Source organism: Actinomadura terrae, from assembly GCF_022751215.1.
In the GTDB taxonomy this organism is placed as follows: Bacteria; Actinomycetota; Actinomycetes; order Streptosporangiales; family Streptosporangiaceae; genus Spirillospora; species Spirillospora terrae.
On sequence record NZ_JAICDG010000001.1, the window covers coordinates 1933281 to 1956535 of the forward strand.

The window sequence follows — 23255 nt, forward strand, 5'->3', positions numbered from 1 at the left end:
ACGACGACCCCCCGCAACCCCCGCCCCATGCTGCACCACCCCGTCCCCGTGGGACACCACGCTCTCAAGCCCACTCCCGTCCTCCCACAGACCACCACCCTCAAGAACGTCCCCGCGAGAACCGGCATCACAACCAGCCGCCCCTTCCCCCCAAGCACCGTCCCCGCCCGAACCACCCCCACCCCACCGCTCGTCCCCACCCACGCCCTCGCCCGGGCAGAGCACTTCGCCCGGTTCCGTGGCTTCGCCCACACGCGCAACGCTTTTCGCCCGCGCGACGCCCGCTCGTTCAGCACCACTCCCGGTCCTGGGCCCACCTCCGCGCGTATCCCCGTCCTCACCCTCAGAACCGCCCTCCCTCTGCACGGCAGAGCCCGCAGCAATAGCCGAACCTCCATGCAAAGCGCCCTTCCGAGGCGAAACATCACCCTCCCGAATGCCCCCATTCCCAGCACCATTCCGTGCGTCGCCCCGAAGCGCGCCCCCCTCGCCCGCCCCAGTACCACGTCCCTTCAGCCCCTCGTCCTCGCGAACACCCCGCCTTCCAGATGCGACACCCCTCGCCCGAGCACCCCCGCCCCCGCGCGCCGCCCCACCCCCACGCCCACGACCCCCCTCCTGCGCAAGGACGGACGCCTTCCCACGCCCACCACCGTCCTCCCGGACGACACGCCCGCCCCCTACGGCACCGCTCGTCCGAACAGCCCCACCCCCGCGCGCGGACCCACCTCCACGCGCCCCTCCGCGTTCGCGACCCCCCTCGCCCTCACGCATGGACGCGTTCCCGCGCGGATCACCGCCCTCGCGGACGACATGGCTCCCTCCTGCGGCACCCCCCACGCGTGCTGGCTCGCCTTTGTGCGCGCGTCCACGTTCGCGGTCGCCCGCCCTCTCAGATGCGGACGGCTTTCCCCGTGGGCTGCCGTTTCGGCGGGTGACGTGGCTTTCTCCCGCGGTGCTGTCCTTCCGAGCGGCCCCGCCCTCCAGCGTTGGCTCACCCTCCCGCTCGCCTCCGCGTTCGCGGACGGCCTCACTCACACGGTCGGACGCGCTTTCCCGCGGGGCGCCGTTTCCCTGGACGGCCTCACTTCTGGGCGCCGCCGCGTCCTTAAGCGGGACGGCGCCCTTACGTGCGGCGCTCTTCCCATGCGCGGCCCCGGCCTCGCGTCGACCCCCGTCCTCCTGTGCAGACCCCTCCTTACGCGAGGGCCTACCCCCACCTATGGCCTGGCCCTTGCGCGAGGTGCCGTTCTTGCGTGGGCGCCCAGCTTCGTGCCGGGCCGCCTCCCCGGGCGCAGCATGTGGTTTGCGCGGGGGCTTGCCTTTGCGGACGGCGTTGTCCTCACCCGCCGGCCGATCCTTCCGCACTGGAACGGCGTCGCGCCCGCGCTGGGGTCGGTTTCCTCGTGTGGAGCGACCCACACGGGCAGGAGTCGGCGTCGCCCCAGAGGCGGCTCCTCCACTCCCCGCGCCGTTAGCGGCCGAGCCCGCTTCAGGAGGGACTTCAGCGGCCGATTCGCCGTCGCTCTGCGACGCCTTTCCTCTAGGGGGCTTACCTACCTTCCGGGCCTTGCGCTGCCCAGCAAGTTGGCCCGCAGGTCTCACAGGGCCGTCGTCCGCGCAGGTCTCGACCTCCCGTCCGCCCCGGCGTGCCGTGGCGGGCAGCTTTTTCGGACCTTTCGCACGGAGCGCGCGTTCCGGGCCGCTCATACCAATCGGCCTGACTTCCGGGCCCGCCGAACTGCCAGCCGTTCCGACACGTTCAGCTATCTACCCAGTGACAACACTGTTCAGCCCCAGTAAAGGACCAAAGCCCCAGGCGGGCATATGACGGCACGCTCGGTTAGTCCGACCTGGGCGAAACATCCCGAATGGCGATGCTCCATCATGGATGTGTGCAGTCTCTGGAGCCCCTCACCCTCTACACCGCGGACGACGTCCGGATCGACGCGGGACATCTACGCGGCGGGTCCGAGCTGTGCTTCGTCCTCGCGCACGGATTCACCTGCTCGTGGCGGCAACCAGCGCTCCGGCGCATCGCGGCCGTCCTCAACCGCTTCGGAGGGGTGGTCGGGCTCGATTTCCGCGGCCACGGACGATCCGGCGGGCATTCGACCGTCGGCGACAAGGAGGTTCTGGACATCGAGGCGGCGGTGGCGGCGGCCCGCCGTCGCGGTTACAAGCGGATAGCCCTCACGGGATTCTCCCTGGGCGGTGCGGTGGCCATCCGGTATGCGGCGCTGTACGGCGGCGTCGATGCCGTGGTCACGGTCAGCGCGCCCGCTCGCTGGTACTACCGCGAGACGGTTCCGATGCGGCGCGTCCACTGGGTGATTGAAAAGCGGGTGGGACGGCTGATGGTGCGGCTTGCCAGGGGCACCCGGATCGCGGCCAAGGGATGGGACCCCGTACCCGAGGCACCTCACGAGGTAGCCGGACGGATCGCACCGACGCCGCTCCTGATCGTCCACGGTGACGCGGACCCGTTCTTCCCCCTCGACCACGCCCACCAGCTCCACGACGCGGCCCACGACCCGCGCGAGCTGTGGATCGAACCGGAGTTCGGACACGCGGAGACGGCCGCCTCCCCAGACTTGATCAAGCGCATCGGTGCCTGGACCTCCGCAGCCACCGCACGCCCTCGATCCGCTCGCTGACCGAGGTCGGGCAATGCGGACAACCCGGTCCCCGAGTCTCTGCCGACCAGGGTCACGGCATAGTCGACAGGCTCTTGACCTGCAAGAACACAGAGTTATCCACATTGTCACGACCCTCTTCCGGGGGACGTCCGTGTCCCACCATCATCAAGGCCATGGACGCACCCACACTCTCCTGGACGCGGGACACCGACGGGTCGATCACCCCCACCGGTCCCGGAATCCCCGTCGCTTCGCCGATGGGCGCTTCCCTCATGGCGCGGGCTAGAACGCTCAGCGAGCTATTACCGGAGGAGGCCGTCGTCGCCCGTCGCGCGGCGGCGTGGATCTGGGGATTGGACGTCCTCCCACCGGGCGTCAACGAAGCCGACTGGGCGGTCGAGCTGATCACTCCCGGCCCGCCCCAGGACCCCACACACCCCCCAGTCACCGCGGACCACGTAGACCTGCCGCCCGAACACGTCCGTGAGAAGGCAGGCGTCCGCCTCACCAGCCCTCCCAGAACGGCACTGGACTGTGCCCGCTGGCTTCCCCGTCCCGAGGCGGTCGCCGCCTTGGACCAGTTCCTCCGTCTGGGTGTAAAGGCGGCGGAACTCACCGCAATGGCGCGCGGCCTACCTGGTTACCGGGGTAACAAACGACTGCGAGAGATCCTGCGTATCGGCGACCCCGGCGCGGCCTCACCCGGTGAGAGCTGGACACGGGCCGCGATCATGCGGGCGGGCTTTCCCCACCCGTCCACCCAAGTGCCGGTCCCAGGGCCACAAGGCCGATGGTTCTACGTCGATCTCGGCTACCCGGAGTTCCACGTAGGAATGGAATACGACGGCGAACGCCACCACACCGGCCCCACAGCCCGCGCCCACGACGACCGCCGCCGCCGATGGCTGGCGAAGGAACAGGGCTGGGAGATCATCCCCGTCACCAAGGACTTCTTATCCCGCCCCGGCCCCTACCTCGAAGCCTTACTGACCGCGCTACTGACACACGGCTGGAAACCCGCCGACGCCACGATGGAGAAGATCGCCGCCCACCTGTCCACCCGCACCCGCCGCCACTGACCGCCACCGCAAGACGACCAACGGTCGAAAGTCAGCGAAGCCGCCTCTCCCACCATCGCCGTCCCCTGCCCCCGCCGCCCGCCCATACCAGGAACCCACAACCACCCGCGATACAACGAGGCCCGTCAACGCAAGGAGCGCACAACCACATCTACCGCCCCCGCTCGCCTCGTTTGCTCCGCCACCTGGTCCGGGCCGAGGCGCCATCAACCGCTCGCGATACAGCCGAGGCCCCCTAGCCCAGCGAGTGCACAAGGCGTACTGGCCGTCCCGGCTGGACTCCCACAGCCCGACACCGGACCCGAAGCCCAGAGACCGACCAACTGCTCGCGACACTGCGAGCCCGCTTACTCAGGGAGGCGCCCAAGACACATCACCCGGTCGCCGACGTCCCCGCCGCCCTCCCCAGCCAGCGCGCCGGGCTGCAACACGTCATGACCCATAGCGGCGGCCGAACAAGGCAATCTGCCGCGTCGGGCAACGCGTCGTGGCCGCTGGCGCTAGCCGACCAGGGCAACCTGCCGTGTAGGGCTGCCATGCGTCGTAGCCGTCCGCAGTGGTCGGCCAGGGCAGTTCATCGTGTTGGGTTGCGGGGGCTCGCGTCTGCTGGCGGTGGCCGGCAAGGGCAACCCGGCGTGTTGGACTGCGGTGGGTCGCGGCCGCTGGCGGTAGCCGAGCAGGGCCGACCTGGCGTGTTGGACTGTGATGTGTCGCGGCCGTCGGCGGCGGCCGATCAGGGCAACGCGCCGGTTTGGTCGCCGGTCGCTGACGTCCCACCATGCTTCCCGACGGGCGCATGCGGGCTGCAACACATCATGATCAAGCGTCCGCGGCTGTCACGTCGGCGTCCTCTCCCGCCGCGCCATGAATCACTCGCTCATGTCAGGTGCCTCGGACCGCGCGCCGCAACCTGCCGCGATGAAACGCGCGGGCCTCAGGCTTGCGGCGAGGCTCTCGTGGGGCAGGCGTTGGTGTCCCCGCTGCCTCGCTGACTTGACTGGCGCGTGGGCTGTGACGCGTTGTGGTCGGCTGCGGCTGTACAGGGCACATCCGCTGGTTGGCCGCCGGTCGCTGGCGTGCCCAGTGCCCTCTTCCGACCGGTGCATTGCAGGCTGCAATGCATCCAGCCCGCCGTCCGCCGTCCGCTGCCTGTGGCCGTCGCGTGGCGTTATATCTGCTCGCGCCACGGACTACCCGCGCACGGGGGGTTTCGGCTACGGCGGGCAGGTGTGGCGCATCCTGTGGCGCCGGGACGCGTGAGGTCTCAGGCTTGCGGCGAGGTGCTCGTGTGTCGGTCGCTGGTGTTACCGCCGCGCTCCCTGAGCGGCGTGCGGGGGTGTGAGGCGTGTGGTGGTCGTCGGTCGCTGCACGGGGCACCTCGGCCAGTCGGTCGCTGGTCGCTGGTGTCCTCGTTGTCTTCTCTCGAGTGGTGCATTGCAGGCTGCAATGCACCATGGCCGTTGGGCCGTTGGGCCGTTGGGCCGCTGGGCCGCTGGGCCGCTGGTGTCGCGGGGCGTCGTATCTGCTCGCACCATGGACTATCCGCGCACGGCGTTGCCAGCCACGGCGGGTAGGTGTGGTGGATGCTGCCGCGGTGGGACGCCGAGGTCTCAGGCTTGCGGTGAGGTGCTCATGTGACGGTCGCTGGTGTTCCGCCGTCCTCCTAGCTGGCGCGTTGGGCTGTGACGCGTTGTGGTCGGCGGCGGCCGCACGGGGCACATCTGCTGGTCGGCCCCCGGTCGTTGGTGTGCCCGTTCCCCCTCCGGACCGGTGCGTCGCAGGCTGCAATGCGTCATGGCCACTGGCTGCGGGCGTCGCGTTGTGGCATATCTGCTCGCACCACGGACTACCCGCGCTCGAGGGTTCCGGTCGTGCGGGTAGGCGTGGCGCACCCTGCCGCGATGAAATGCGCGGGCTTCAGGCTTGCGACGGCGCTCTCGTGCGTCGCCGCTGGTGTTCCCCGCTGCCTCCCTGACTGGCGCGTGGGCTGTGACTCGTTGTGGTCGGCAGCGGCTGAACAGGGTCACATCGGCCACCCGATCGCCGGTCGCTGGGGGCCCGCCCCCCCTTCGACCGATGCATTGCAGACTGCAATGCATCATGGCTGCTGCTCGCTGGCCGCTGCTCGCTGGCCGCTGCTCGCTGGCCGTGGCGTGGGGTCGTATCTGCTCGCGCCACGGACTATCTGCGCGGGACGGGTCTCGGTTACGGCGGGTAGGTGTGGTGCATGCTGCTGCGGCGGGACGCGTGGGGGTCTCAGGCTGGTGGTGAGGTGGTCGTGTGTCGGGCGCTGATGTTTCCGCCGCGATCCTGACTGGCTCGTTGGGCTGGGACGCTTTGTGGTCGGCGGCGGCTGCTCGGGCACATTCGCCGGTTGGCCGCCGGTCGCTGGTGTCTCCCTTGGCCTCTGTCGACTGGTGCATTGCAGCTGTAATGGGGCGTGGCCATTGGCTTTGGGCGTCGCGTGGGGGCGTGTCCCTTCGCGCCGTGAACCAGCGCGCATGCGAGCTGGTCGGGGCGGGGTGCTGCTTGTGGGCGGGCGTTGGGCGGCGCCTCCCAGGTCATGGGGGTTGTTCCTCGTCGGCTGGTCATTGCGGGGGAAGAGGGTGGGAGCGGGCTCATGGGCTGCTGGGCTCAGGGTGCGTCGGTCAGGCGGCGTAGGGTGAACGGCTCGGCGAGGATCTCCTCCAAGACCTGGGCGACGTGCTTGAAGTGCGGCAGCGTGAAGTGGTGGTCGAGCGCGGCGCTGTCGGTCCACTCCTCGATCATGATCATGCGGTTCGGGTGGTTCGGGTCGACGTACGGCTGGTAGCTCAGGCAGCCTTCCTCGGCCAGGGACGGTGCGACCATCGCGTTCAGTTCGTCCCTCAGGCGCTGCTCCTGCCCGGGCTTGGCGACGAAACCGGCGACGATGGTGAGGGTGTTCGGCACGGCGGAGACTCCTGGTCCTCAGTGGTCGATGTGCTGTGTTGCGTTCGCTGGCGAACGGTGTCCATCTTGCGGGGCCTGACCTCGGCCGCCCAGTGCTCCGTTCAGCCTGGGTTTGGCAGGACCAGGCAGCGGGGATCGCGGAGTGCGCCTCGGGGGTCGATGGCTTCTTCAAGGCTTGGTGTGGTTGCTCGCGCCCTGATGTGAGGGCGCCGAAGGTGATTCGGCGGATGGTGGGCGGGGGAGCAGAGACTGCCGCGCGGGCAGGGTTGTGACGCGTTGTTAGTGCTGGGGGCTTGGGCGCGGTCTGCCTGAGCGCCTATTTGTGAGCTGGCCGAGGGCAGCAGCGGGGTTGGACGTCGATGGCAGGGACTGGATGTCCACGGTGATGGTTCGTGGCAGGGGTCAGGGCCAGCGGGTGATGATGTCGTGGCCTTGCGGGATGACCAGGTCCAGGAGGCCGGGGAAGCGGGCGTCGAGATCGGCGCGACGTAGTCGGTTCAGTCGTCGCGTGCCTTCGTCTCGTTGGTGGATCACTCCTGCCTCGCGCAGGGTTTTGAAGTGGCCGCTTTGGGTGGACTTGCTGACCGGTAGCTCGAAGGTGGCGCAGGCCAGTTCGCCCTCGGGTTCGACGTCGGCGAGCCGAGCGACGATCGCCAGTCGGACGGGGTCGCTGAGTGCGCTCATCACGGTCGTGAACTCCAGCTCGGCCCGTTGCGGGTGCACAAGCCTGGTCGCGGTGCGGCTAGCCATGTCTCCATCGTATCCGGCATGTTCGGAGATGGCGAACATGTGTTATGTTCGCGATCTCCGAACATGAGGGGGAGTGCATGTCGAACGATCTCGTCGCGTCGGAAGCGGTGCGCTCGTGTAGGCGGGAGGCGTCGGGGCGGAGCGGTTCTGGAAGCGGGTGGCGGTTCTGGGCCACGGCGTACACGCTGCTGATCCTGCTGGCCGGGACGAACCTGCCTACGCCGCTGTATCGGAGTTATGGAGAGCGGTTCGGGTTCTCGCCCTTTGTTGTCACGCTGATCTTCGCCGTGTACGTGGTCGTGCTCATTCCGGCTCTGCTGGTGGCCGGGCCGCTGTCGGACGCGATCGGGCGGCGCCGGGTGCTCCTGCCCGCCCTCGCGCTGGCGGGGCTCGGGGCGCTGGGGTTCGCGCTCGCGACGGACACGTGGTGGTTGTTCGCTGCACGGATATTGCAGGGCCTTGCTGTCGGTGCGGCATCGGGTGCGTTGACCGCCGCGTTGAGCGAACTCGAACCGTCGGGCAGTCGTCGCAAGGCCGCCTTGGTCTCAACCGTGGCGTCTGTTGGCGGGCTGGGGCTCGGTCCTGTTGTGGCGGCGTTGCTCGCCCAATATGTCGCGGTGGCGCCGGACGTGGTGCCGTTCGTTGTTGAGATCGTGTTGCTGATCCCGGCCGCCGTCGCCGTCATGGGGCTGCCGGACTCGCGGGGGATGAGCCGGTGGCGGCCTCGCCGGCCCGAGATGCCAATGGAGATGCGGGCGGTGTTCGCGACCAGCGGGACGGCCAACTTCCTGGCATTCGCGGTGATCGGCCTTTTTCTCACCCTTATTCCGACCTATGTCGCCGCACTGACGAACAGCGCCAACCTGCTGTTCGGCGGAGGAGTCGCGGCGCTGTTGCTCGCCTCCTCGGCAATCGTCCAAATCCTCAGTTACGGGAGGTCGGCCCGCTGCCTCCAGTTGTTCGGTTTGCCGTTGTTGGCCTTGGGCCTCGATCTGCTTGTGGGGGCCCAATCTTCGCTCGGGCTGCTTCTGGGGGCGACCGTGCTGGCAGGCGGTGGTCACGGGCTGGTGTTTCTCGGTGGGCTCACCACGGTCAACAACGCCGCTCCGAGCGGCAGTCGAGCCGAGGTGTTGTCCAGCTTCTACGTCATCGTCTACCTGGGCGTCGGGTTGCCCGTCATGGGGGTCGGCGTTCTCGCTACCGCTGTCAGCCTCACCACGGCTGTGAGTTGGTTCACCGGGGCCGCGGCCGTCGTCTCACTGCTCCTGCTGGTTGTGTTTGGGTGGATCACCCGCCGGGCCCTCGTCTAATAACCGTCTGCCGTGAGGGTGGGCGCGCGGGTTTGTTCCGGAGGTCGGCTCTGGAAATGGGTGGGGTGAGTCGTCTTTGTGGGAGCTGGCTTATTTTGTGCGGATGCTTTCCAGGAGGTCGTTCAGGGCGCCTCGGCGGCGGGCTGAGGAGATGTGGTCTATGTAGTCGTGGGAGGCGATGATTTTGCCGTCCCGGACGCGGAGGACGAAGATGCAGGGGACGCGGAACGAGTCGCCGTTCTCGGTCGTTCCCCGGTACTCGAACTCGGCGACGATCACTTCGGGGTCCGTGGTCTCGTGCACGGTGATGTTGGCCGGTTCCTGGCGGAGGGGCGGGAGGCGCTTTCCGGCTGAGAAATGCTCGCGTAGTTCTTCGTGGGTGCGCATCGGTTTGTCTCCGGTCGGTGCGAACGGGTGCTCGACCAGGGTCTCTTCCGCGTACAGGTCGGGCAACTCGTCCCAGCGGCCTTCGGCGACCCCCCATACGAGCTTGTGGAACACCTCGCGTGGACTGAGCGTCATGATGCCTCCCGGCTGTGCGGTAGTGTACCGAAGTGGTGACTCCGAATATATGGAGTGGAGACTTCGGATGTCAATGGAACCCACACGCGCCGATGCCCGGGACAACCGGGCCCGGATACTGGAGGTGGCGGAGGACGTCTTCGCGCGGGGCGGCTCGGCGGCCTCCACCGAGGAGGTCGCCCGGCTCGCCGGGGTCGGCATCGCCACTGTCTTTCGGCATTTCCCCACGAAGCGGGAGCTGCTGGAAGCGGTTCTGGTGAAGCACTTCGACGGTCTGTGCGAGCGGGCGCGGGGGCTTGTCGAGGCAGATGATGCCGGGGCCGCGTTCTTCGACTTCTTCGGCCGGTTGGTGGACGACGCGGCGGGCAAGCTCGCCATCATCGAGGCGTTCACCGACGCCGGTGGTGACGCGGCGGGCAAGGCGGCCCAGAGGCCACGTGAGTTGCGCGAGGCCGTGGGTGTGCTGCTCGTGCGCGCCCAGGAGGCGGGAGCGGTGCGCGCGGACGTTCGTCTTGAGGAGGTCTACGCGCTTCTTGTCGGCATCGCGCGTGCCGGTGCCCACCTTCACCTTGACGCGACCGTCCGCGCTCGGACGCTCGGGATTGTTTTCGACGGTCTCGCCGCCCGCAGCGGCGATTAGTGCGGGCCTCGTCGTTCGAGGGGGCGATGGCGGCGGCTAACGTGGAGGTCGTATCGAGGGTCGGCGGTGATGCTGTCGCCGACCTTTGTGTTTGAAAGGATTCTCCGTGCTCGCGCGGCTTCCCCTCGGCTATTTGCTGCTCATGGCAACGTTCGCCACTTCTCTTCTTTGCCTCGCGGTCGATCGGTGGATGCGGGAACGCAAGGCGACGGCAGCGTTCGTCATCATGTCCGTGGTGTGCTGCCTTGGAATGGTCGTGGTCGGGGCGCTTCAGGCGGAGCATTGGAACGTCCGGCAGATGTTGGTCTGCTATTCCTTCGCGTGGCTCGGCCTCACGATCGGGTTGTTCCCGGCGCGGAAGCTGTTCCGGGAGTTCGCCGACGAATGGCGTCGTGGTGTGAGGCGTGACGAGTACAAGCTGCCTGTTCGCTACCGGGTCGCCCCGGTCGTCTCTGTCACGGTGTCGGGTTTCCTGGCGTACGCCCTCGCGGGTTGACGTCAGGGGCGTGACCGTTCGAGTGCCTGCGCCATTCCGGCGATGGTCGGGGCCTCGAACAGGGAGCGCATGGACGGCGGGTCGCCCAGCAGATCGCCCGCGCGCCAGATGAGCTGCACGGCCACCAGTGACGAGCCGCCCAGGGCGAAGAAGTCGTCCTCGACTCCGATGGTGTCGACGCCGAGGACCTCGGCCCACAGGCCGGCGAGCGCGGCTTCCAGTTCGGTGCGCGGGGCGACGTAGGCGCCGAGGGCGGAGCGGTCCGACGGGGCGGTCAGGACGCCGTCACGGGCTTTCACTGATCGGCGGTCGGCCTGTCGTGCCCGGGTGACGATGTCGTCGATGGGGACCGCGCTGACGACGACCTGCGGGCCGAGGTCGGCGGCCAGGAGGCGACGCAGGGCTTCGGCGCCGTCCGCCGGTGTGATGCCCGGGCGGTCGTTCGGCACGGCGGGTTCGGAGGGCCGGGGCGGGTCGGCAGTGAATTCGCGGAGGATCACGTTGTCGATCGACAGTATTTCGGTGCCGGAATCGTCGAGGACGGTGACGTCCATGACGCGCACGCCGTCTGTTGTTTCGGGCTGGTGGCGAATGTGGCTGTAGATGCGGGTGGGCAGCGGGCCGTGGATGATGACGCTGCCGTAGCCGACCGGTAGGTAATCGCCGTGGTGGCGGTCGGCGTCGGCCGCTATCGCCTCGTCCAAGAGGGCGGGGTGGAGGGGGAGGGCGTCGGTCGCGACCAGTTTCGAGGCGGACAGGGTCGCCAATGTTTCGCCTGGGGCTGAGTGGGTCGTGACCACGCTTGACCAGCGCTGACCCAGGGTTACTGCGCCTCGGTCGCCTGCGGGTTTGTTTTCCTGCGTGCAGCGGGCGCGGATGGCCTCTATGTCGCGGGGTGGGGCCGGGGGAGGGGCGGCCGCGATTCCTGTCGCGTGTGCGTGGTCGATGGCGCGGCCGGTCGCGTCCAGGCTGCGGACGGTTATCCGGCGTGTTCCGGTCCCCGCGCCTACCACGATCTCGATGTTCACTGTTTCGCCGTCGGGGACGGAGAGTGGGGTGGCGAATGTGACGTCGCGCAGTTCCACCGCGCCCGCTTCGCGCCTTTCCGAGGCGAGGAAGGCCGCGCGCATCAGGTCGAGATGGGCCGTGCCGGGGAGGACGGATGTGCCCGCCACCCTGTGCTCGTCCAGCACCCAGTGGGTCGCGGGCGCCATCGAGCCCCGGAAGTGGGACGGGCCGGACGGGTCGTCGCGGCGCGCGGTGAGCCACGGGTGCGCGTCGGACGCCGTCCACCCGTGGGCATGGGGGACGCCGACCTCCGCCGCCATGCCGACGTCGAGCCATTCGCCCCAGTTCACCGAGACGACCGGGGCGGCGATGCGGCGGGGGCTGCGCGCGTAGGCGTCCATGAAGGCGTTGGCGGCGCAGTAGTCCACCTGTCCGAGGCCGCCCGCGATCGCGGTGACCGAGGAGCACAGCGCGAAGACGTCCAGGGGAGCGTCGGCGAAGACCTCGGCGAGCGCCAGCGTGCCCGCGATCTTGGGGGCGAGGACGGCCCGTGCCGCGTCCGCGCTCTTGACCTCGATCAGTCCGCCGCCGGGGACACCGGCCGCGTGGACGATGCCCTCGACGTCCCCGAAACGCTTCGCGATCACGTCCCTGACCTGGCGGAGCGCGGCGGGGTCGGTCACGTCGGCGGAGAACACCTCCACCTCGGCACCGGCCTCCTCCATCCGGCGTATCGCGTGGATCGCGCGGGATGTCCGGTCGCCGGGTTCGTGCTCGGCGAGCCACGCATCCCACGAGGCGCGGTCGGGGAAGCCGGACCGCCCGAGCAGCGCGAGGCGGGCGCGGGTCTCGCGGGCGAGGTGTTCGGCGATCGAGATCCCGAGGCCGCCCAGCCCGCCCGTGATCAGGTAGACGCCCTGGTCGCGCCAGGCGAGGTCCGGGGCCTGCTCCAGCCGGACCCGCGACATGGTCGGCGTCCAGCGCCGTCCGTTGCGCAGGGCGACGACGGGCACCGCGTCGTCCGCGCCCAGTTCTGTCGCCAGCCGTTCCAGTGTCCGCGTGCCGCCGAGGTCGGTGTCGATGTGGCGGCAGGTGACGTGCGGCAGCTCCTGTGGGAGGACGCGGCACACCCCGGCGACCGTCGCGAGTTCGGGCCTGAGCAGGTCCGTTCCGTGGACGTCCTGGGCGTGCGCGGTGACGACGTCCAGCGCGAGCGGGGACGCGGCGTTCTCCGCCAGCGCCTGGGCCAGGGCGAGCAGGCCGAAGAACGTCCGGTCGGCGTCGGCCGGATCGGGCGGCGTCGCGGGGGCGGGCGGCGGGCGCAGGCCCCAGGCGGCGATGATCCGCCCGGGTGTCCGGTCGGCCTCGGCCAGCGCGTCCAGGACCCGGAGGTGATCTTCGCGGCTGGACGGGTCGACCGTGAACGTGTCCTCGTCCCGGCGTGCGTAGCCGGGGCCGGGCAGGACGCTCACCACGGCGCCGCCGCGGTCGCGGAGCCGGGCCGCGAGTGCCCGACCTGGCCCGTCCCCGTCGTGAAGCACGAGGCAGGGACCCAGGGCGGCGGCCGGACGCGGGACGGGCGCCGCCTGCCGCCAGCCCGGCACCTCGTACCAGTCGTCCACCGTCGGACGCCGCGCCTCCGGTGCCGTTCCGGCGTCGGGCGGCGCGTCCACCCAGAAGCGGCGGCGTTCGAACGGGTAGGTCGGCAGCGGCACCCGGCGGCGGCCCGGTCCGGACACGGCGGCCCAATCGACGGGAACGCCGCGCAGCCACAACCCGCCGACCGCGCCGAGCAGGGTGGCGACGTCCTCGTCCCCGGACAGGAGGGTGGGCAGGACGCCGTGCGGGCGGCACAGTTCCGTCAGCGTGCGCCCCGGGCCTACCTCGACCGCCGCCCGGTCACTGGCCCCGAGCAGGCGTTCCGCGCACGCGCCGAAGCGGACGGGCGCGCGCAGGTGGCGGGCCCAGTACGCCGGGTCGGTCGCCTGCTCCGGCGTGATCCAGTCGCCGGTGACGCAGGACAGGAACGGGACGTCCGGACGGTTCCGCGGCGCCTTCGCGACCAGATCGGCGAACTCGTCCAGCACCGGGTCCATCATCGCGGAATGGAAGGCGTGCGAGGTGCGCAGTCTCCGGCTGGGTGTGCGGCGCGCGGCGAGCGTCGCGGCGAACGCCTCCACCTCTTCGGTCGGCCCCGCCACGACGCATTCGCCGGGCCCGTTGACCGCCGCGACCGACAGCGCGTCCGGCAGGATCGCGGCGACCTCGTCCTCGGGCAGCGGTACCGCGAGCATCGCCCCGGCGGGCATCCGGCCCATGAGGCGGCCGCGCGCGGCGACCAGCGCGAGGGCGTCGGGCAGCGCGAAGACCCCGGCGAGGCAGGCGGCGGTGAGTTCGCCGACGCTGTGCCCCAGCATCGCCGCGGGCCGGACTCCCCACGAGCGCAGAAGTTCCGCGAGCGCGTACTGGACGGTGAACAGCGCGGGCTGCGCCAGCTCGGTCCGGTCGAGGGGGCGCGGGGAGGCGGCCACGAGGTGATCGCGGATGTCCAGGCCCAGGTGCGGTTCGAGCAGGTCGGCGCACCGGTCGACGGCGGCGCGGAAGACGGGGTGCGCACCGTGGAGGCCCTTGCCCATGCCCGGGTACTGCGCGCCCTGGCCGGGGAAGAGGAAGGCGGGCGTGGCGGCCGTGTCCTGGATGAAGCCGGTGCGGACGCGGTCGGAGGTCAGCGCGAGGGCCGCGTCCTGCGCGTCGCGGGCGACGACGACGGCGCGGTGCGGATGTTCGGCGCGTCCGACCTGGAGGGTGTGGGCCACGTCGGCGAGGTCCGGGCCGTCGTCGGAGGCCAGGTGGGCGCCGAGGTTCGCGAGCATGTCGTCGAGCGCGGCCCCCGTCTTCGCCGACAGCGGCAGCAGCTGCCACGGCGAGCGCGGCGGCTCCGCCGGACGCGGCGCCGGGGCCTCCTCGACGATCACGTGCGCGTTGGTCCCGCCGATGCCGAACGCGCTCACCCCGGCGCGCCGGGGCTGCCGGCCGCGCGGCCACGGGGTCAGCGTGTCGACGACGCGGAAGGGGCCGTCCGCGAAGTCGATCCGGGGGTTCGGCCGCTCGAAGTGGAGGGTGCGCGGGATCAGTTCCTCGTTCAGCGCGAGCACGGTCTTGATGAGCCCCGCGACGCCCGCCGCGCTGATGAGGTGCCCGATGTTCGACTTCACCGAGCCGATCCCGCACCACTGACGGACGGCCGCCCCGCCTGCGCGGTCCACGCCGCCCGCGCCGTACGCGCGGCTGAGCGCCTCGACCTCGACGGGGTCGCCGAGCGCGGTCGCCGTGCCGTGCGCCTCCACGTAGCCGACGCTCCGCGGGTCGACGCCCGCCCTGGCCAGCGCCCGCGCGGCGACGGCGGCCTGGCCGTCGACGCCCGGCGCGGAGAAGCCGTCCTTGGCGGAGCCGTCGTTGTTGACCGCCGAGCCGAGGACCACCGCGTGGACGGTGTCGCCGTCGGCGAGCGCGGCGGACAGCGGTTTGAGGACCACGACCCCGGCGCCGCTGCCCCAGATCGTCCCGCGCGCGTCGGCGTCGAACGGGCGGCAGCGGCCGTCCGGGGAGACGACCCCGCCGTCCTGGTACAGGTAGCCGTGGCCGTGCGGGATCACGATCGAGGACGCACCGGCCAGCGCCATGGCGCAGTCGCCGCGGCGCAGCGCCTCGGCGGCCAGGTGCACCGCGACCAGCGACGTCGAGCACGCCGTCTGGACGGTCATCGACGGCCCGCGCAGGTTCAGCCGGTGCGACACGAACGTCGCGAGGAAGTCGGGGTCGTTCGCGGACGAGACGGCCAGCGTGCCGACGCTCTCCACCACCGCGCGGTTGGCGCGGACCAGCTCGAAGCCGTAGGTGCCGCGTCCCGTCCCCGCGTAGAGGCCGATGTCGCCCGCGTACCGGCCGGGGTCGTATCCGGCGTGTTCCAGCGCGGCGTGCGCGGTCTCCAGGAGGAGGCGGTGCTGCGGGTCGCGGATCTCCGCCTCGCGCGGGGTGAGGCCGAAGAACGCCGCGTCGAAGCGGTCGGCGCCGTCCAGGACGGACGCGGCGGGCACGAACGCCGGGTGCCGCGCGACGTGCTCGGGGACCCCGAGCGCGGTCTGCTCGTCCGGCGTGTAGCGGCGGATCGACTCCACCCCGCCGATCAGGTTCTGCCAGTACGCGTCGAGGTCGTGCGCCCCCGGGAAACGCCCGCTCATTCCGATGATGGCGATCGGCTCGTCCGGGGGGACGGCCGCCGGTTCCGGACGGAGGTCGCGTGCGATGGACGCGAGCAGTTCCCGGCGCGCCGAATGCAGGAAGAAATGGTCGCCGGGGAGAACCCGAAGGGTGAAGTCCGCGGACGTGTGCGTCTGCCATCCGGACATCTCACCGGGACCGGCCATGGCGTCCGCGTCGCCCGCGAACGCGGTCACGGGAAAGTCGAACGGCGCCTCCGCCGTGTAGCGGTAATCGTCGGTGAAGGCGAAGTCGGAGCGCAGGATCGGAAGCCAGACGGCGCGCACGGCCGGGTCGTCCAGCACCTCGCGCGGGGCGCCGCCCAGTTCGGCCAGCCAGGCGGTCAGCTCGCCGTCGGGCATGTCGGCGACGCGCGGCCGCGACAGCGGGACGTGCGGGACGGGCGAGCCGCTCACGAACAGCCGCGCGGGCGGGGGAGCGCCGAGGCGCCGCAGCCGCCTGCACAGCTCGAACCCCAGGAGGCCGCCCATGCTGTGGCCGAACACGGCGTACGGGCGGTCGGTCAGCGGCAGGGCCGCGCGGGCGAGGGCGTCGACGTCGACGGTCGGCGGCTCGTCGGCGCGGGCCTCGCGTCCGGGCAGCCGCACGGGCACGACCTCCACGTCCGGGAGGAGTTCGGCCCAGCCGTGGAAGGCGCTCGCGCCGCCCCCGGCGTAGGGCAGGCACAGCAGCCGCGTCCGCGTGCCGGAGCGGGGGGTGTCGGTCGCGAACCAGCTCATCGGCTTTCCGTCTCGGTTCGGCGCATCAGGTCGGCGACGAGCATTCCGCGGCGCGCCTTTCCGGTGAGGCCGCGCGGTATCTCGGAGAGTCTGACGAAACGGTGCGGGAGTTTGTGCGGCGACAGCAGCGCGGCCAGGCCACGGCGCAGTTCCGCATTGGGCACGTCTCCGTCGGTCACCACGAAGGCCACCATTTCCTCTCCGCCCGGCCCGGGTGTTCCCGCGACGACGCAGTCGGTGACGCGGTTGATCATCCGCAACGCCTGCTCGACCTCGTGCGGATCGACCCTCCGCCCGCCGATGTTCATCAGCTCCCCGCGCCGCCCGGTGATGTGGAGGCGGCCGTGGTCGTCGAGGCGGCCCAGGTCGCCGGTCCGCCGCCACGGCGTCCCGTCCGCCCACGCGTGGCGGGCCATGATCTCGCCGGACGCGTCGACCGTCAGCTCGACGCCCTCCAGCGGCGCGCCGACCCCCTCGCCGGGGTCGCCGCGTCCGAGTGTCAAGGAGCCGTCCTCGGTCGTGCCGTAGGCGGGCAGCAGCGGGAGCCCGGTCACCGCACGCCATCTCTCGCGCAGGTCGTCGGGCAGCGGTTCGCCTCCCGCGACGCAGGCGCGCAGGGCCCAGCTCTGGACGACGTCCGGCTCGCCGGCCAGCCGCTCGATGTAGCCGCGATACAGGAAGGGGATCGTGAGCAGGACGGTCACCCGCTCGTCCCGCAGCGTCCGGTGGAACTCGGCCGGGCCGAGCAGGCCCGAGCGCATCACCACGGTCGCGCCGGTGAGGAGCCCGGCGAGCAGGCTCCGGTCGAGGCTCATGCGGTGCGGCATCGCGGCGGTGCTCCACACGACGTCGTGCTCGCCGAACCGCAGCGCCCGCGCGCAGGCCCGCGCGTTCGCGAGCAGCTCCGCCCAGGGGGTGTCGACGATCTTGGGCAGGCCGGTGGTGCCCGAGGTGCACAGGCCGAGCACGGGCGCCCGGTCCCTGCCGCCGGGCCGGCCGCCGGCCCCCTGGAAGAGCCCACGCGCGCGCTCGACCTCCCAGTCCGTGGCGGCGGCGTCGAGCAGCAGGACGTCGTGCCCGCCGCAGGCCAGCCGCAGCAGCTCGACGGCGTCGTCCACGGTGCCGGACACCCGCAGCACCCGCCGGTCGCCCCCGATGTCAGGCGAGGCCAGCCGGTCGGCCAGGTCGCCGTAGCCGATCTCGCCGCCCGCGCCCCGGAGCGCGGGACGGCCCGGCGCCCGGCGCGCCGCCGCCCGCACCGCGTCGACGAGCGCCTGCGGACCCGGTGGGCGTCGCATCCGATGTCCATCCCCGAAAAGGACGCGGGGGGCCCGCCGCACGGCGAGGCCGCCCCGCTGATCTTGGTCGTACCTCGTATATCACGCTCCCGCCCGGAATCGCACGGTACGGCGCCCGCGAACGGCGCCCACGGACGGCGCGGGCCGCGGCGACATCACCGCGCGGCACGGCGACGGCCGAGGGGAACGGACGCTAACCCTGGTCGAGAAGTGCGGACAGGCGTTTAGGAGCGATCAGCCGGTAGCTGTCCTCGACCAGTTCGCCGATCTCGTCCCAGTCGTGGTCGACGTCGAGCCGGATGCCCACCCAGCCCTTGCTGCCCACGTACTTCGGGACGAAGAACCGCTCGGGCGACTCGGCGACGAGGGCCTCCTGCACCCCCGGACCGGCCTTGAACATCGCCGAGAGGCCGTCCTCGCTCGTCATCAGGAAGAGCTTGTCGCGGACCCGGAACGAGGGCGCGGTGTGGCCGCCGAAGGGCTTCTCCGTCGCCTCGGGAAGGGACAGGGACATCTCGCGGAGCCGTTCCAACACGTCCATTTCGGTGCCTCTCTCGCCGCCGGGGGTGCCGTCAGCCGATGCTAGCCACCGCCCCCGACAAACCCCAGGTCACCAGCGGGGTCACCGCGAGGAGCGCCGACCCTCGGGCCGCAGCGACGGCTCGCGCACATAGTGCTGGACGCCCGCGATGTCGGTGCCGGGCGGCACGACCTCGTCGATCGCGTCCAGCGTCGCGGCGTCCAGCCGGACGTCGGCGGCGGCGAGCAGGTCGTCGAGCTGCTCGACCGTCTTCGGGCCGATGATGGTCGAGGTGATGGCGGGGTGCTCGGCGACGAAGGCGAGCGCGAGATGCGTCAGCGAGAGCCCGGCCTCCTCGGCGATCTTCGTGAGCCGTTCGACGGCGTCGAAGCGGACCTCCCGGGCCGGGTCCTCGTCCACCGACGGGTGCCACGAGGTGGTGGTGGCGTAGCGGGAGCCGGCCGGGGCCTGCGCGTCGCGGCGGTACTTGCCGGTCAGCCAGCCCCCGGCGAGCGGGCTCCAGGGGATCACGCCCATGTCGTGCCGGAGGCACGTGGGCAGCACCGCCTGCTCCACCGACCGGGCGAAGATCGAGTACTGCGGCTGCTCGCACACGTACCGCTCGGTTCCCCGGCGCCGCGCGGCCCACTGGGCCTCGACGATCCACTCCGCCGGGTAGGACGACGAGCCCAGGTAGAGGATCTTGCCCTGCCGGACGAGGTCGGTGAGCGCCCCGAGCGTCTCCTCCAGGTCGGTGCCCCAGTCGTGCCGGTGCGTCTGGTACAGGTCGATGTGGTCGGTGCCGAGCCGGCGCAGGCTGTCCTCGACGGCGCGGACGATCCACCGCCGCGACGCGCCGCGCGCGTTGCGGTCCTCGCGCATGGGGTTGAAGAACTTGGTCGCGAGGACGACGTCGTCCCGCCGCCCCTTCAGCGCCTTTCCGACGACCTCCTCGCTGCCGCCGAGGAAGTAGTAGTCGGCGGTGTCGAGGAAGTTGATCCCCGCGTCCAGGGCACGGTGGATCGCGCGGACTCCGTCGGCGTCGTCGGCCTTGCCCTGCTCGCCGAACATCATCGCGCCGAGGCACTGGGTGCTCACCTCGACGCCGGTGCGTCCGAGTTTGCGGTAGCGCATTCAAGCTCCTTGTGGGTCGTTGACTCGAGACGTTAGGAGCTGGAGCGCGCTCCAGGTCAACACCGGATTCGCCCGGAAACAGCGAATTTGTCGAGGGATCGGACGCTCTCTAGGGTTCCTGTCCAGGACCACGACCGGGGGGTGGCATGGGACGGCCCGAACGTCCGCTGGATCCGGAGGCGGGCCCGGTCGAGCGGCTGGCCTGGGAGCTGCGGCGGCTGCGGAACGAGGCGGGGCGGCCGAGCTACCGCGAGCTGGCGCGGCGCGCGCACTTCTCCCGGAGCACGCTGGCGGAGGCGGCGACGGGCGTCCGGCTGCCGACGCTGGAGGCCACGCTCGCCTACGCGGGCGCGTGCGGCGGCGACCGGGACGAGTGGGAGCGCCGCTGGCGGGAGGTGGCGGCGGAGGTCGAGCGGGACCGGCGGCGATGCCCCTACCCCGGCCTCGCGCCCTTGCAGGAGGGCGACGCGGACCTGTTCTTCGGCCGCTCCGAGCTGGTCGAGGACCTGCTTGAGGCGGTGGAGCGGGCGCCGCTGACGGCGGTGTTCGGCGCGTCCGGCAGCGGCAAGTCCTCGATCCTGCGCGCGGGGCTGCTGCCGGGCCTCGCCGGGACGGGGACGCCGACCGTCCTGCTGACGCCGGGGGAGCACCCCCTGGACGAGCTGGCCGCCGCGCTCGCCCCGCTCGCCGGCTCCGACCTCGAAACGGCCTTGGCCGCCGACCCGCCCGAACCGCCGGTGGAGCGCGCGTTCGTGGTCGTCGACCAGTTCGAGGAGGTGTTCACGCTCTGCGCGGACGAGGAGCGCGACCGCTTCCTCGACGTCCTCACCGCGCTCGCGGGGGACCGGCTGAGGTTCGTCATCGGCGTCCGCACCGACTTCTACGGGCACTGCGCGCGCCACCCCGGGCTCGTCGCGGCGCTGCGGGCGGGCGTGCAGGTGCCGGTCGGCCCGCTGACCGACGAGGAGCTGCGCGACATCGTGGTCGAGCCCGCCGCGCGGGTGGGCCTGACCGTGGAGCCCGACCTCGTCGCGACCGTGGTCGCGGAGGCGGCGGGCCGGCCCGGCGCGCTCCCGCTCGTCGCGCACGCGCTCCGCGAGACGTGGAGCCGCGCGCCGGGCCCGGTGCTGCGGCTCGCCGACTACGAGGCGACCGGCGGGGTGCGGGAGGCGATCGCCCGGACCGCCGAACGCGTCCACGAGGACCTGGACCCGCCCCGCCGCGCGCTCGCCCGCGCCGTGTTCCTGCGCCTGACCGCGCTCGGCGAGGGCACCGAGGACACCCGCCGCCGGATGGACCGGGACGAGCTGACCGGCGTCGGCGAGCCGGGCGAGGTGGACGCGGTCCTCGACGTGCTCGCCGCCGCCCGCCTCGTCGTCGTGGACGGCGACACCGTGGACGTCGCGCACGAGGCGCTCATCCGGGCCTGGCCGCGGCTGCGGGGCTGGCTGACCGACGACCGCGAGGCGCTGCTGCGGCACCACCGGCTCACGGCGGCGGCCGCCGAGTGGGACCGGGGAGGCCGCGACGAGGAGTTCCTCTACCGGGGCGGGCGGCTCGCGGAGTGGGACGGCGCCACGGTCCCGCTGAACGAGCTCGAACGCTCGTTCCTCGCCGCCGGGCGGGAGCGCGAGGAGCACCGCAGGGTCGCCGCGCGGCGCCGCGTCCGGGCCGGGTTCGGCGGGCTCGGGCTGGTCGCGGCGGTGGTCGGGGTGCTGGCCGTCGTCGCGTTCGTCCAGGCGGACCGGACGGCGCAGGAGCGCGACCGCGCGCTGTCCCGGCAGCTCGCCGCCAACGCGCGGCGGCAGCTCGACATCGACCCCGAGCTGGCGCTGCTGCTCGCGACCCGCGCCTACGAGGTGGAGGCGACGCCGGAGGCCGACCTGGTCCTGCGGCAGGCCGTGCGCGACGCGCGGCTGCGGCGCACCGTCCCGCTTCCGGGCATGAGACCGAGCAGCGACGGCGCGATGGTGTCCAGCCCCGACCGGCGCCGGGTCGCGATCTGGGACCAGAACGGCCTCCAGGTCATGGGCTGGCGCGGCGCCGACCTCGTCCCCGGCGGGGGCTTCAACGCCGCGCGGCTTCCCGGCGCCTGGACCGCCGCCGCGTTCAGCCCCGACGGCCGGTGGCTCGCGACCGGCGACGTCAGCGGCCGGGTGAAGCTGTGGGACGGGCAGCACAGGACGACGGGGAGGCAGCTGCGAGGCGAGGGCGGGCCCGGCGTCGGCGGGCTCGACTTCAGCCCCGACGGGCGCAGGCTCGCCGGGACGCGCGGCAACGAGGTCTGGATCTGGGACCTCGCGGGGAAGCGCGAGCCGGTGGTCTTCCGCGTCCACGAACGGTTCGCGGTGAGCGCGGTCGCGTTCAGTCCCGACGGCAGGTGGCTCGCCACGGGCGGGATCGGGACGTCGGTCCGGATCTGGGACGTGACCGGGAACCGCCCCAGGGTCGTCCGGGACGCGGCGCGCGGCGGCCCGGACGAGCGCGACGGGGACGCCGTCGCCTTCAGCCCCGGCGGGACGATGCTCGCCGCCGTCGACCGCGGCAAGGCGAAGGTGTGGAGCGTGCCCGGCCGGCCCGAGCGCGGCGGGTGGGAACCGCAGGCCGTGCTGGACGGCACGGGCCAGGGCGCCGTCAAGGGCCTCACCGTCAGCGCCGACGGGCGCCGGATGGCGACGTTCGGGCTCGACCGGGTCGTGCGGGTCTGGACGATGGGCGCGGACCTCGGGCCGCTCACCCTCCGCGTCCCGGTGGGCGCGCAGGTCGGCGCCGCGTTCAGCCCCGACGGCCGATCGCTGGCGACGGTCTCCACCGACGGCACCGCGCGGATCTTCGACATCGCGTCCGGCGGCGTGGCGACGTCCGGGACGCCGTTCACGGGCGAGGCGGCGGTCGGCGCGATCCGCGCGACCAGCGCGGACGGGCGGACGGTCGCGACGACGCCGCTCGGCGGCGACACCGTCCGGGTCTGGGACACCGCGCGCGGCGGTGCCCCGCGCGTCGTGGCGGGCCCGGCTGGGTCGACGCGGGCCGTCGCGCTGAGCCCGGACGGGCGGTGGCTCGCCTACGGCGGCGACGGGCACGCCGTCCACCTGGTCGACCTGCGGGACCGCGCGGCGCCGCCGGTCACGGTGGATACCGGCCACCTGACGGTGTGGGCGCTCGCGTTCGGCCCCGGCGGGCGGCGCCTCGCGGCTACCGGCTACGGCACGGCCCCGGCCCAGGTGTGGGACGTCGGCGCGCGCGGCGGCCTCACGCCGTTGCCGGGCTGGGGAGCCAGGCCGGGTCAGCCCGGTGCCCTCGGCCGCGCGGCGGCCCCCGCGTTCAGCCCCGACGGGCGTTTCCTCGCGGGCGCCGCCGAGGGGAACGCCGTGGGCATCTGGGACCTGACCGGCAAGCGGAAGCCGACGATCCTGCGCGGCCTGCGCGACGACGCGGAGACGATCGCGTTCAGCCCGGACGGGCGGCGCCTCGCCGTGGCGTCCGACGACGGCTCCGTCCGCCTGATGGACACCGGCGGGCGCGGCGCGCCCACGGCCGTCCTCCCGGGCGACGACACGATCGTGACGCGCGACCTCGCGTTCAGCCCGGACGGAGCGTGGCTCGCCACCACCGAGTCCGACGGCTCCCTGCGGCTCTGGCGCACGGCCGGCGGCACCGACCCCGTCGTGCTGGACGGGTTCGGCGGCACGGTCGTCCGGCCCGCGTTCGCCCCGGGCGGGCGGCTGGTCGCCCCGCTCGGGTCGGCGTCGGTGCTCACGGGCGGGAGGTGGCGGCCCACCGGCATCACCGGACGGTTCGTCCGGACGTGGGACTGCGAGGTCTGCGGGCCCGGCGCGAAGGTCCTGGAGCTGGCGCGGCGGCGCGCCGTCCGGGAGCTGACCGGCGAGGAGAAGCGGATCTTCCCGGGCTCCTAGCGGCGCGGGCC

The 23255-nt window shown here is 72.2% G+C and carries 13 protein-coding genes; 6 read left to right on the forward strand and 7 right to left on the reverse strand.

Features of this window, described 5'->3' with window-relative positions:
- Positions 1–1871: 1871 nt before the first annotated feature.
- Both K2F47_RS08710 and K2F47_RS08715 read left to right on the forward strand, forming a co-directional pair.
- The gene (locus K2F47_RS08710; RefSeq protein ID WP_242902240.1) at positions 1872–2657 is read left to right on the forward strand and encodes an alpha/beta hydrolase; all 786 of its coding nucleotides are present in this window, start codon (positions 1872–1874) and stop codon (positions 2655–2657) included.
- Between the two features lie 155 nt (positions 2658–2812).
- Positions 2813–3718 (forward strand): type IV toxin-antitoxin system AbiEi family antitoxin, encoded by a 906-nt coding sequence (locus tag K2F47_RS08715; RefSeq protein WP_242902241.1) that lies wholly within the window; start codon positions 2813–2815, stop codon positions 3716–3718.
- Between the two features lie 2634 nt (positions 3719–6352).
- On the opposite strand, the gene K2F47_RS08720 is transcribed toward K2F47_RS08715, so the two are convergent.
- Both K2F47_RS08720 and K2F47_RS08725 read right to left on the reverse strand, forming a co-directional pair.
- A complete protein-coding gene (locus K2F47_RS08720) occupies positions 6353–6649 on the reverse strand; it encodes a putative quinol monooxygenase (RefSeq protein WP_242902242.1) in 297 nt (98 codons plus the stop codon).
- A 402-nt stretch (positions 6650–7051) separates the two neighbouring features.
- Entirely contained in the window at positions 7052–7399 is a 348-nt protein-coding gene (locus K2F47_RS08725; RefSeq protein WP_242902243.1) for an ArsR/SmtB family transcription factor, read from the reverse strand.
- A gap of 77 nt (positions 7400–7476) precedes the next feature.
- Between K2F47_RS08725 and K2F47_RS08730 the strand changes: the two genes are divergently transcribed.
- Complete coding sequence (locus K2F47_RS08730) at positions 7477–8709, forward strand: MFS transporter (RefSeq protein ID WP_242902244.1); 1233 nt, start codon at positions 7477–7479, stop codon at positions 8707–8709.
- A gap of 90 nt (positions 8710–8799) precedes the next feature.
- On the opposite strand, the gene K2F47_RS08735 is transcribed toward K2F47_RS08730, so the two are convergent.
- Positions 8800–9231: a nuclear transport factor 2 family protein gene (locus K2F47_RS08735; protein ID WP_242902245.1), complete on the reverse strand. Its 432-nt coding sequence runs from the start codon at positions 9229–9231 to the stop codon at positions 8800–8802.
- A gap of 67 nt (positions 9232–9298) precedes the next feature.
- On the opposite strand from K2F47_RS08735, the gene K2F47_RS08740 reads away from it, so the two are divergent.
- The gene (locus K2F47_RS08740) at positions 9299–9871 is read left to right on the forward strand and encodes a TetR/AcrR family transcriptional regulator (RefSeq protein ID WP_242902246.1); all 573 of its coding nucleotides are present in this window, start codon (positions 9299–9301) and stop codon (positions 9869–9871) included.
- A 106-nt stretch (positions 9872–9977) separates the two neighbouring features.
- A complete protein-coding gene (locus K2F47_RS08745) occupies positions 9978–10367 on the forward strand; it encodes a hypothetical protein (protein WP_242902247.1) in 390 nt (129 codons plus the stop codon).
- A 2-nt stretch (positions 10368–10369) separates the two neighbouring features.
- Here the strand turns inward: K2F47_RS08745 and K2F47_RS08750 are convergent, their stop codons facing one another.
- The 4 genes from K2F47_RS08750 to K2F47_RS08765 form a co-directional block, all read right to left on the reverse strand.
- The gene (locus K2F47_RS08750) at positions 10370–16375 is read right to left on the reverse strand and encodes a type I polyketide synthase (RefSeq protein WP_242902248.1); all 6006 of its coding nucleotides are present in this window, start codon (positions 16373–16375) and stop codon (positions 10370–10372) included.
- Positions 16372–17673 (reverse strand): class I adenylate-forming enzyme family protein, encoded by a 1302-nt coding sequence (locus tag K2F47_RS08755; protein WP_242902249.1) that lies wholly within the window; start codon positions 17671–17673, stop codon positions 16372–16374. The genes K2F47_RS08750 and K2F47_RS08755 overlap by 4 nt, the downstream gene beginning before the upstream one ends.
- Positions 17674–17866: 193 nt before the next feature.
- Positions 17867–18214: an MmcQ/YjbR family DNA-binding protein gene (locus K2F47_RS08760; RefSeq protein ID WP_242902250.1), complete on the reverse strand. Its 348-nt coding sequence runs from the start codon at positions 18212–18214 to the stop codon at positions 17867–17869.
- An 81-nt stretch (positions 18215–18295) separates the two neighbouring features.
- Entirely contained in the window at positions 18296–19327 is a 1032-nt protein-coding gene (locus K2F47_RS08765; RefSeq protein WP_242902251.1) for an aldo/keto reductase, read from the reverse strand.
- 146 nt (positions 19328–19473) lie between these two features.
- On the opposite strand from K2F47_RS08765, the gene K2F47_RS08770 reads away from it, so the two are divergent.
- Positions 19474–23244: an nSTAND1 domain-containing NTPase gene (locus K2F47_RS08770; RefSeq protein ID WP_242902252.1), complete on the forward strand. Its 3771-nt coding sequence runs from the start codon at positions 19474–19476 to the stop codon at positions 23242–23244.
- The last annotated feature ends 11 nt before the right edge of the window (positions 23245–23255 follow it).

What these genes read in the sequence shown, in the direction of transcription:
- K2F47_RS08730 (WP_242902244.1), top strand. Translation starts at nt 7,477, where the DNA reads ATGTCGAACGATCTCGTCGCGTCGGAAGCGGTGCGCTCGTGTAGGCGG.
- K2F47_RS08770 (WP_242902252.1), top strand. Translation starts at nt 19,474, where the DNA reads ATGGGACGGCCCGAACGTCCGCTGGATCCGGAGGCGGGCCCGGTCGAG.
- K2F47_RS08740 (WP_242902246.1), top strand. Translation starts at nt 9,299, where the DNA reads ATGTCAATGGAACCCACACGCGCCGATGCCCGGGACAACCGGGCCCGG.
- K2F47_RS08755 (WP_242902249.1), bottom strand. Translation starts at nt 17,673, where the DNA reads ATGCGACGCCCACCGGGTCCGCAGGCGCTCGTCGACGCGGTGCGGGCG.
- K2F47_RS08715 (WP_242902241.1), top strand. Translation starts at nt 2,813, where the DNA reads ATGGACGCACCCACACTCTCCTGGACGCGGGACACCGACGGGTCGATC.
- K2F47_RS08725 (WP_242902243.1), bottom strand. Translation starts at nt 7,399, where the DNA reads ATGGCTAGCCGCACCGCGACCAGGCTTGTGCACCCGCAACGGGCCGAG.
- K2F47_RS08765 (WP_242902251.1), bottom strand. Translation starts at nt 19,327, where the DNA reads ATGCGCTACCGCAAACTCGGACGCACCGGCGTCGAGGTGAGCACCCAG.
- K2F47_RS08760 (WP_242902250.1), bottom strand. Translation starts at nt 18,214, where the DNA reads ATGGACGTGTTGGAACGGCTCCGCGAGATGTCCCTGTCCCTTCCCGAG.
- K2F47_RS08710 (WP_242902240.1), top strand. Translation starts at nt 1,872, where the DNA reads ATGGCGATGCTCCATCATGGATGTGTGCAGTCTCTGGAGCCCCTCACC.
- K2F47_RS08735 (WP_242902245.1), bottom strand. Translation starts at nt 9,231, where the DNA reads ATGACGCTCAGTCCACGCGAGGTGTTCCACAAGCTCGTATGGGGGGTC.
- K2F47_RS08750 (WP_242902248.1), bottom strand. Translation starts at nt 16,375, where the DNA reads ATGAGCTGGTTCGCGACCGACACCCCCCGCTCCGGCACGCGGACGCGG.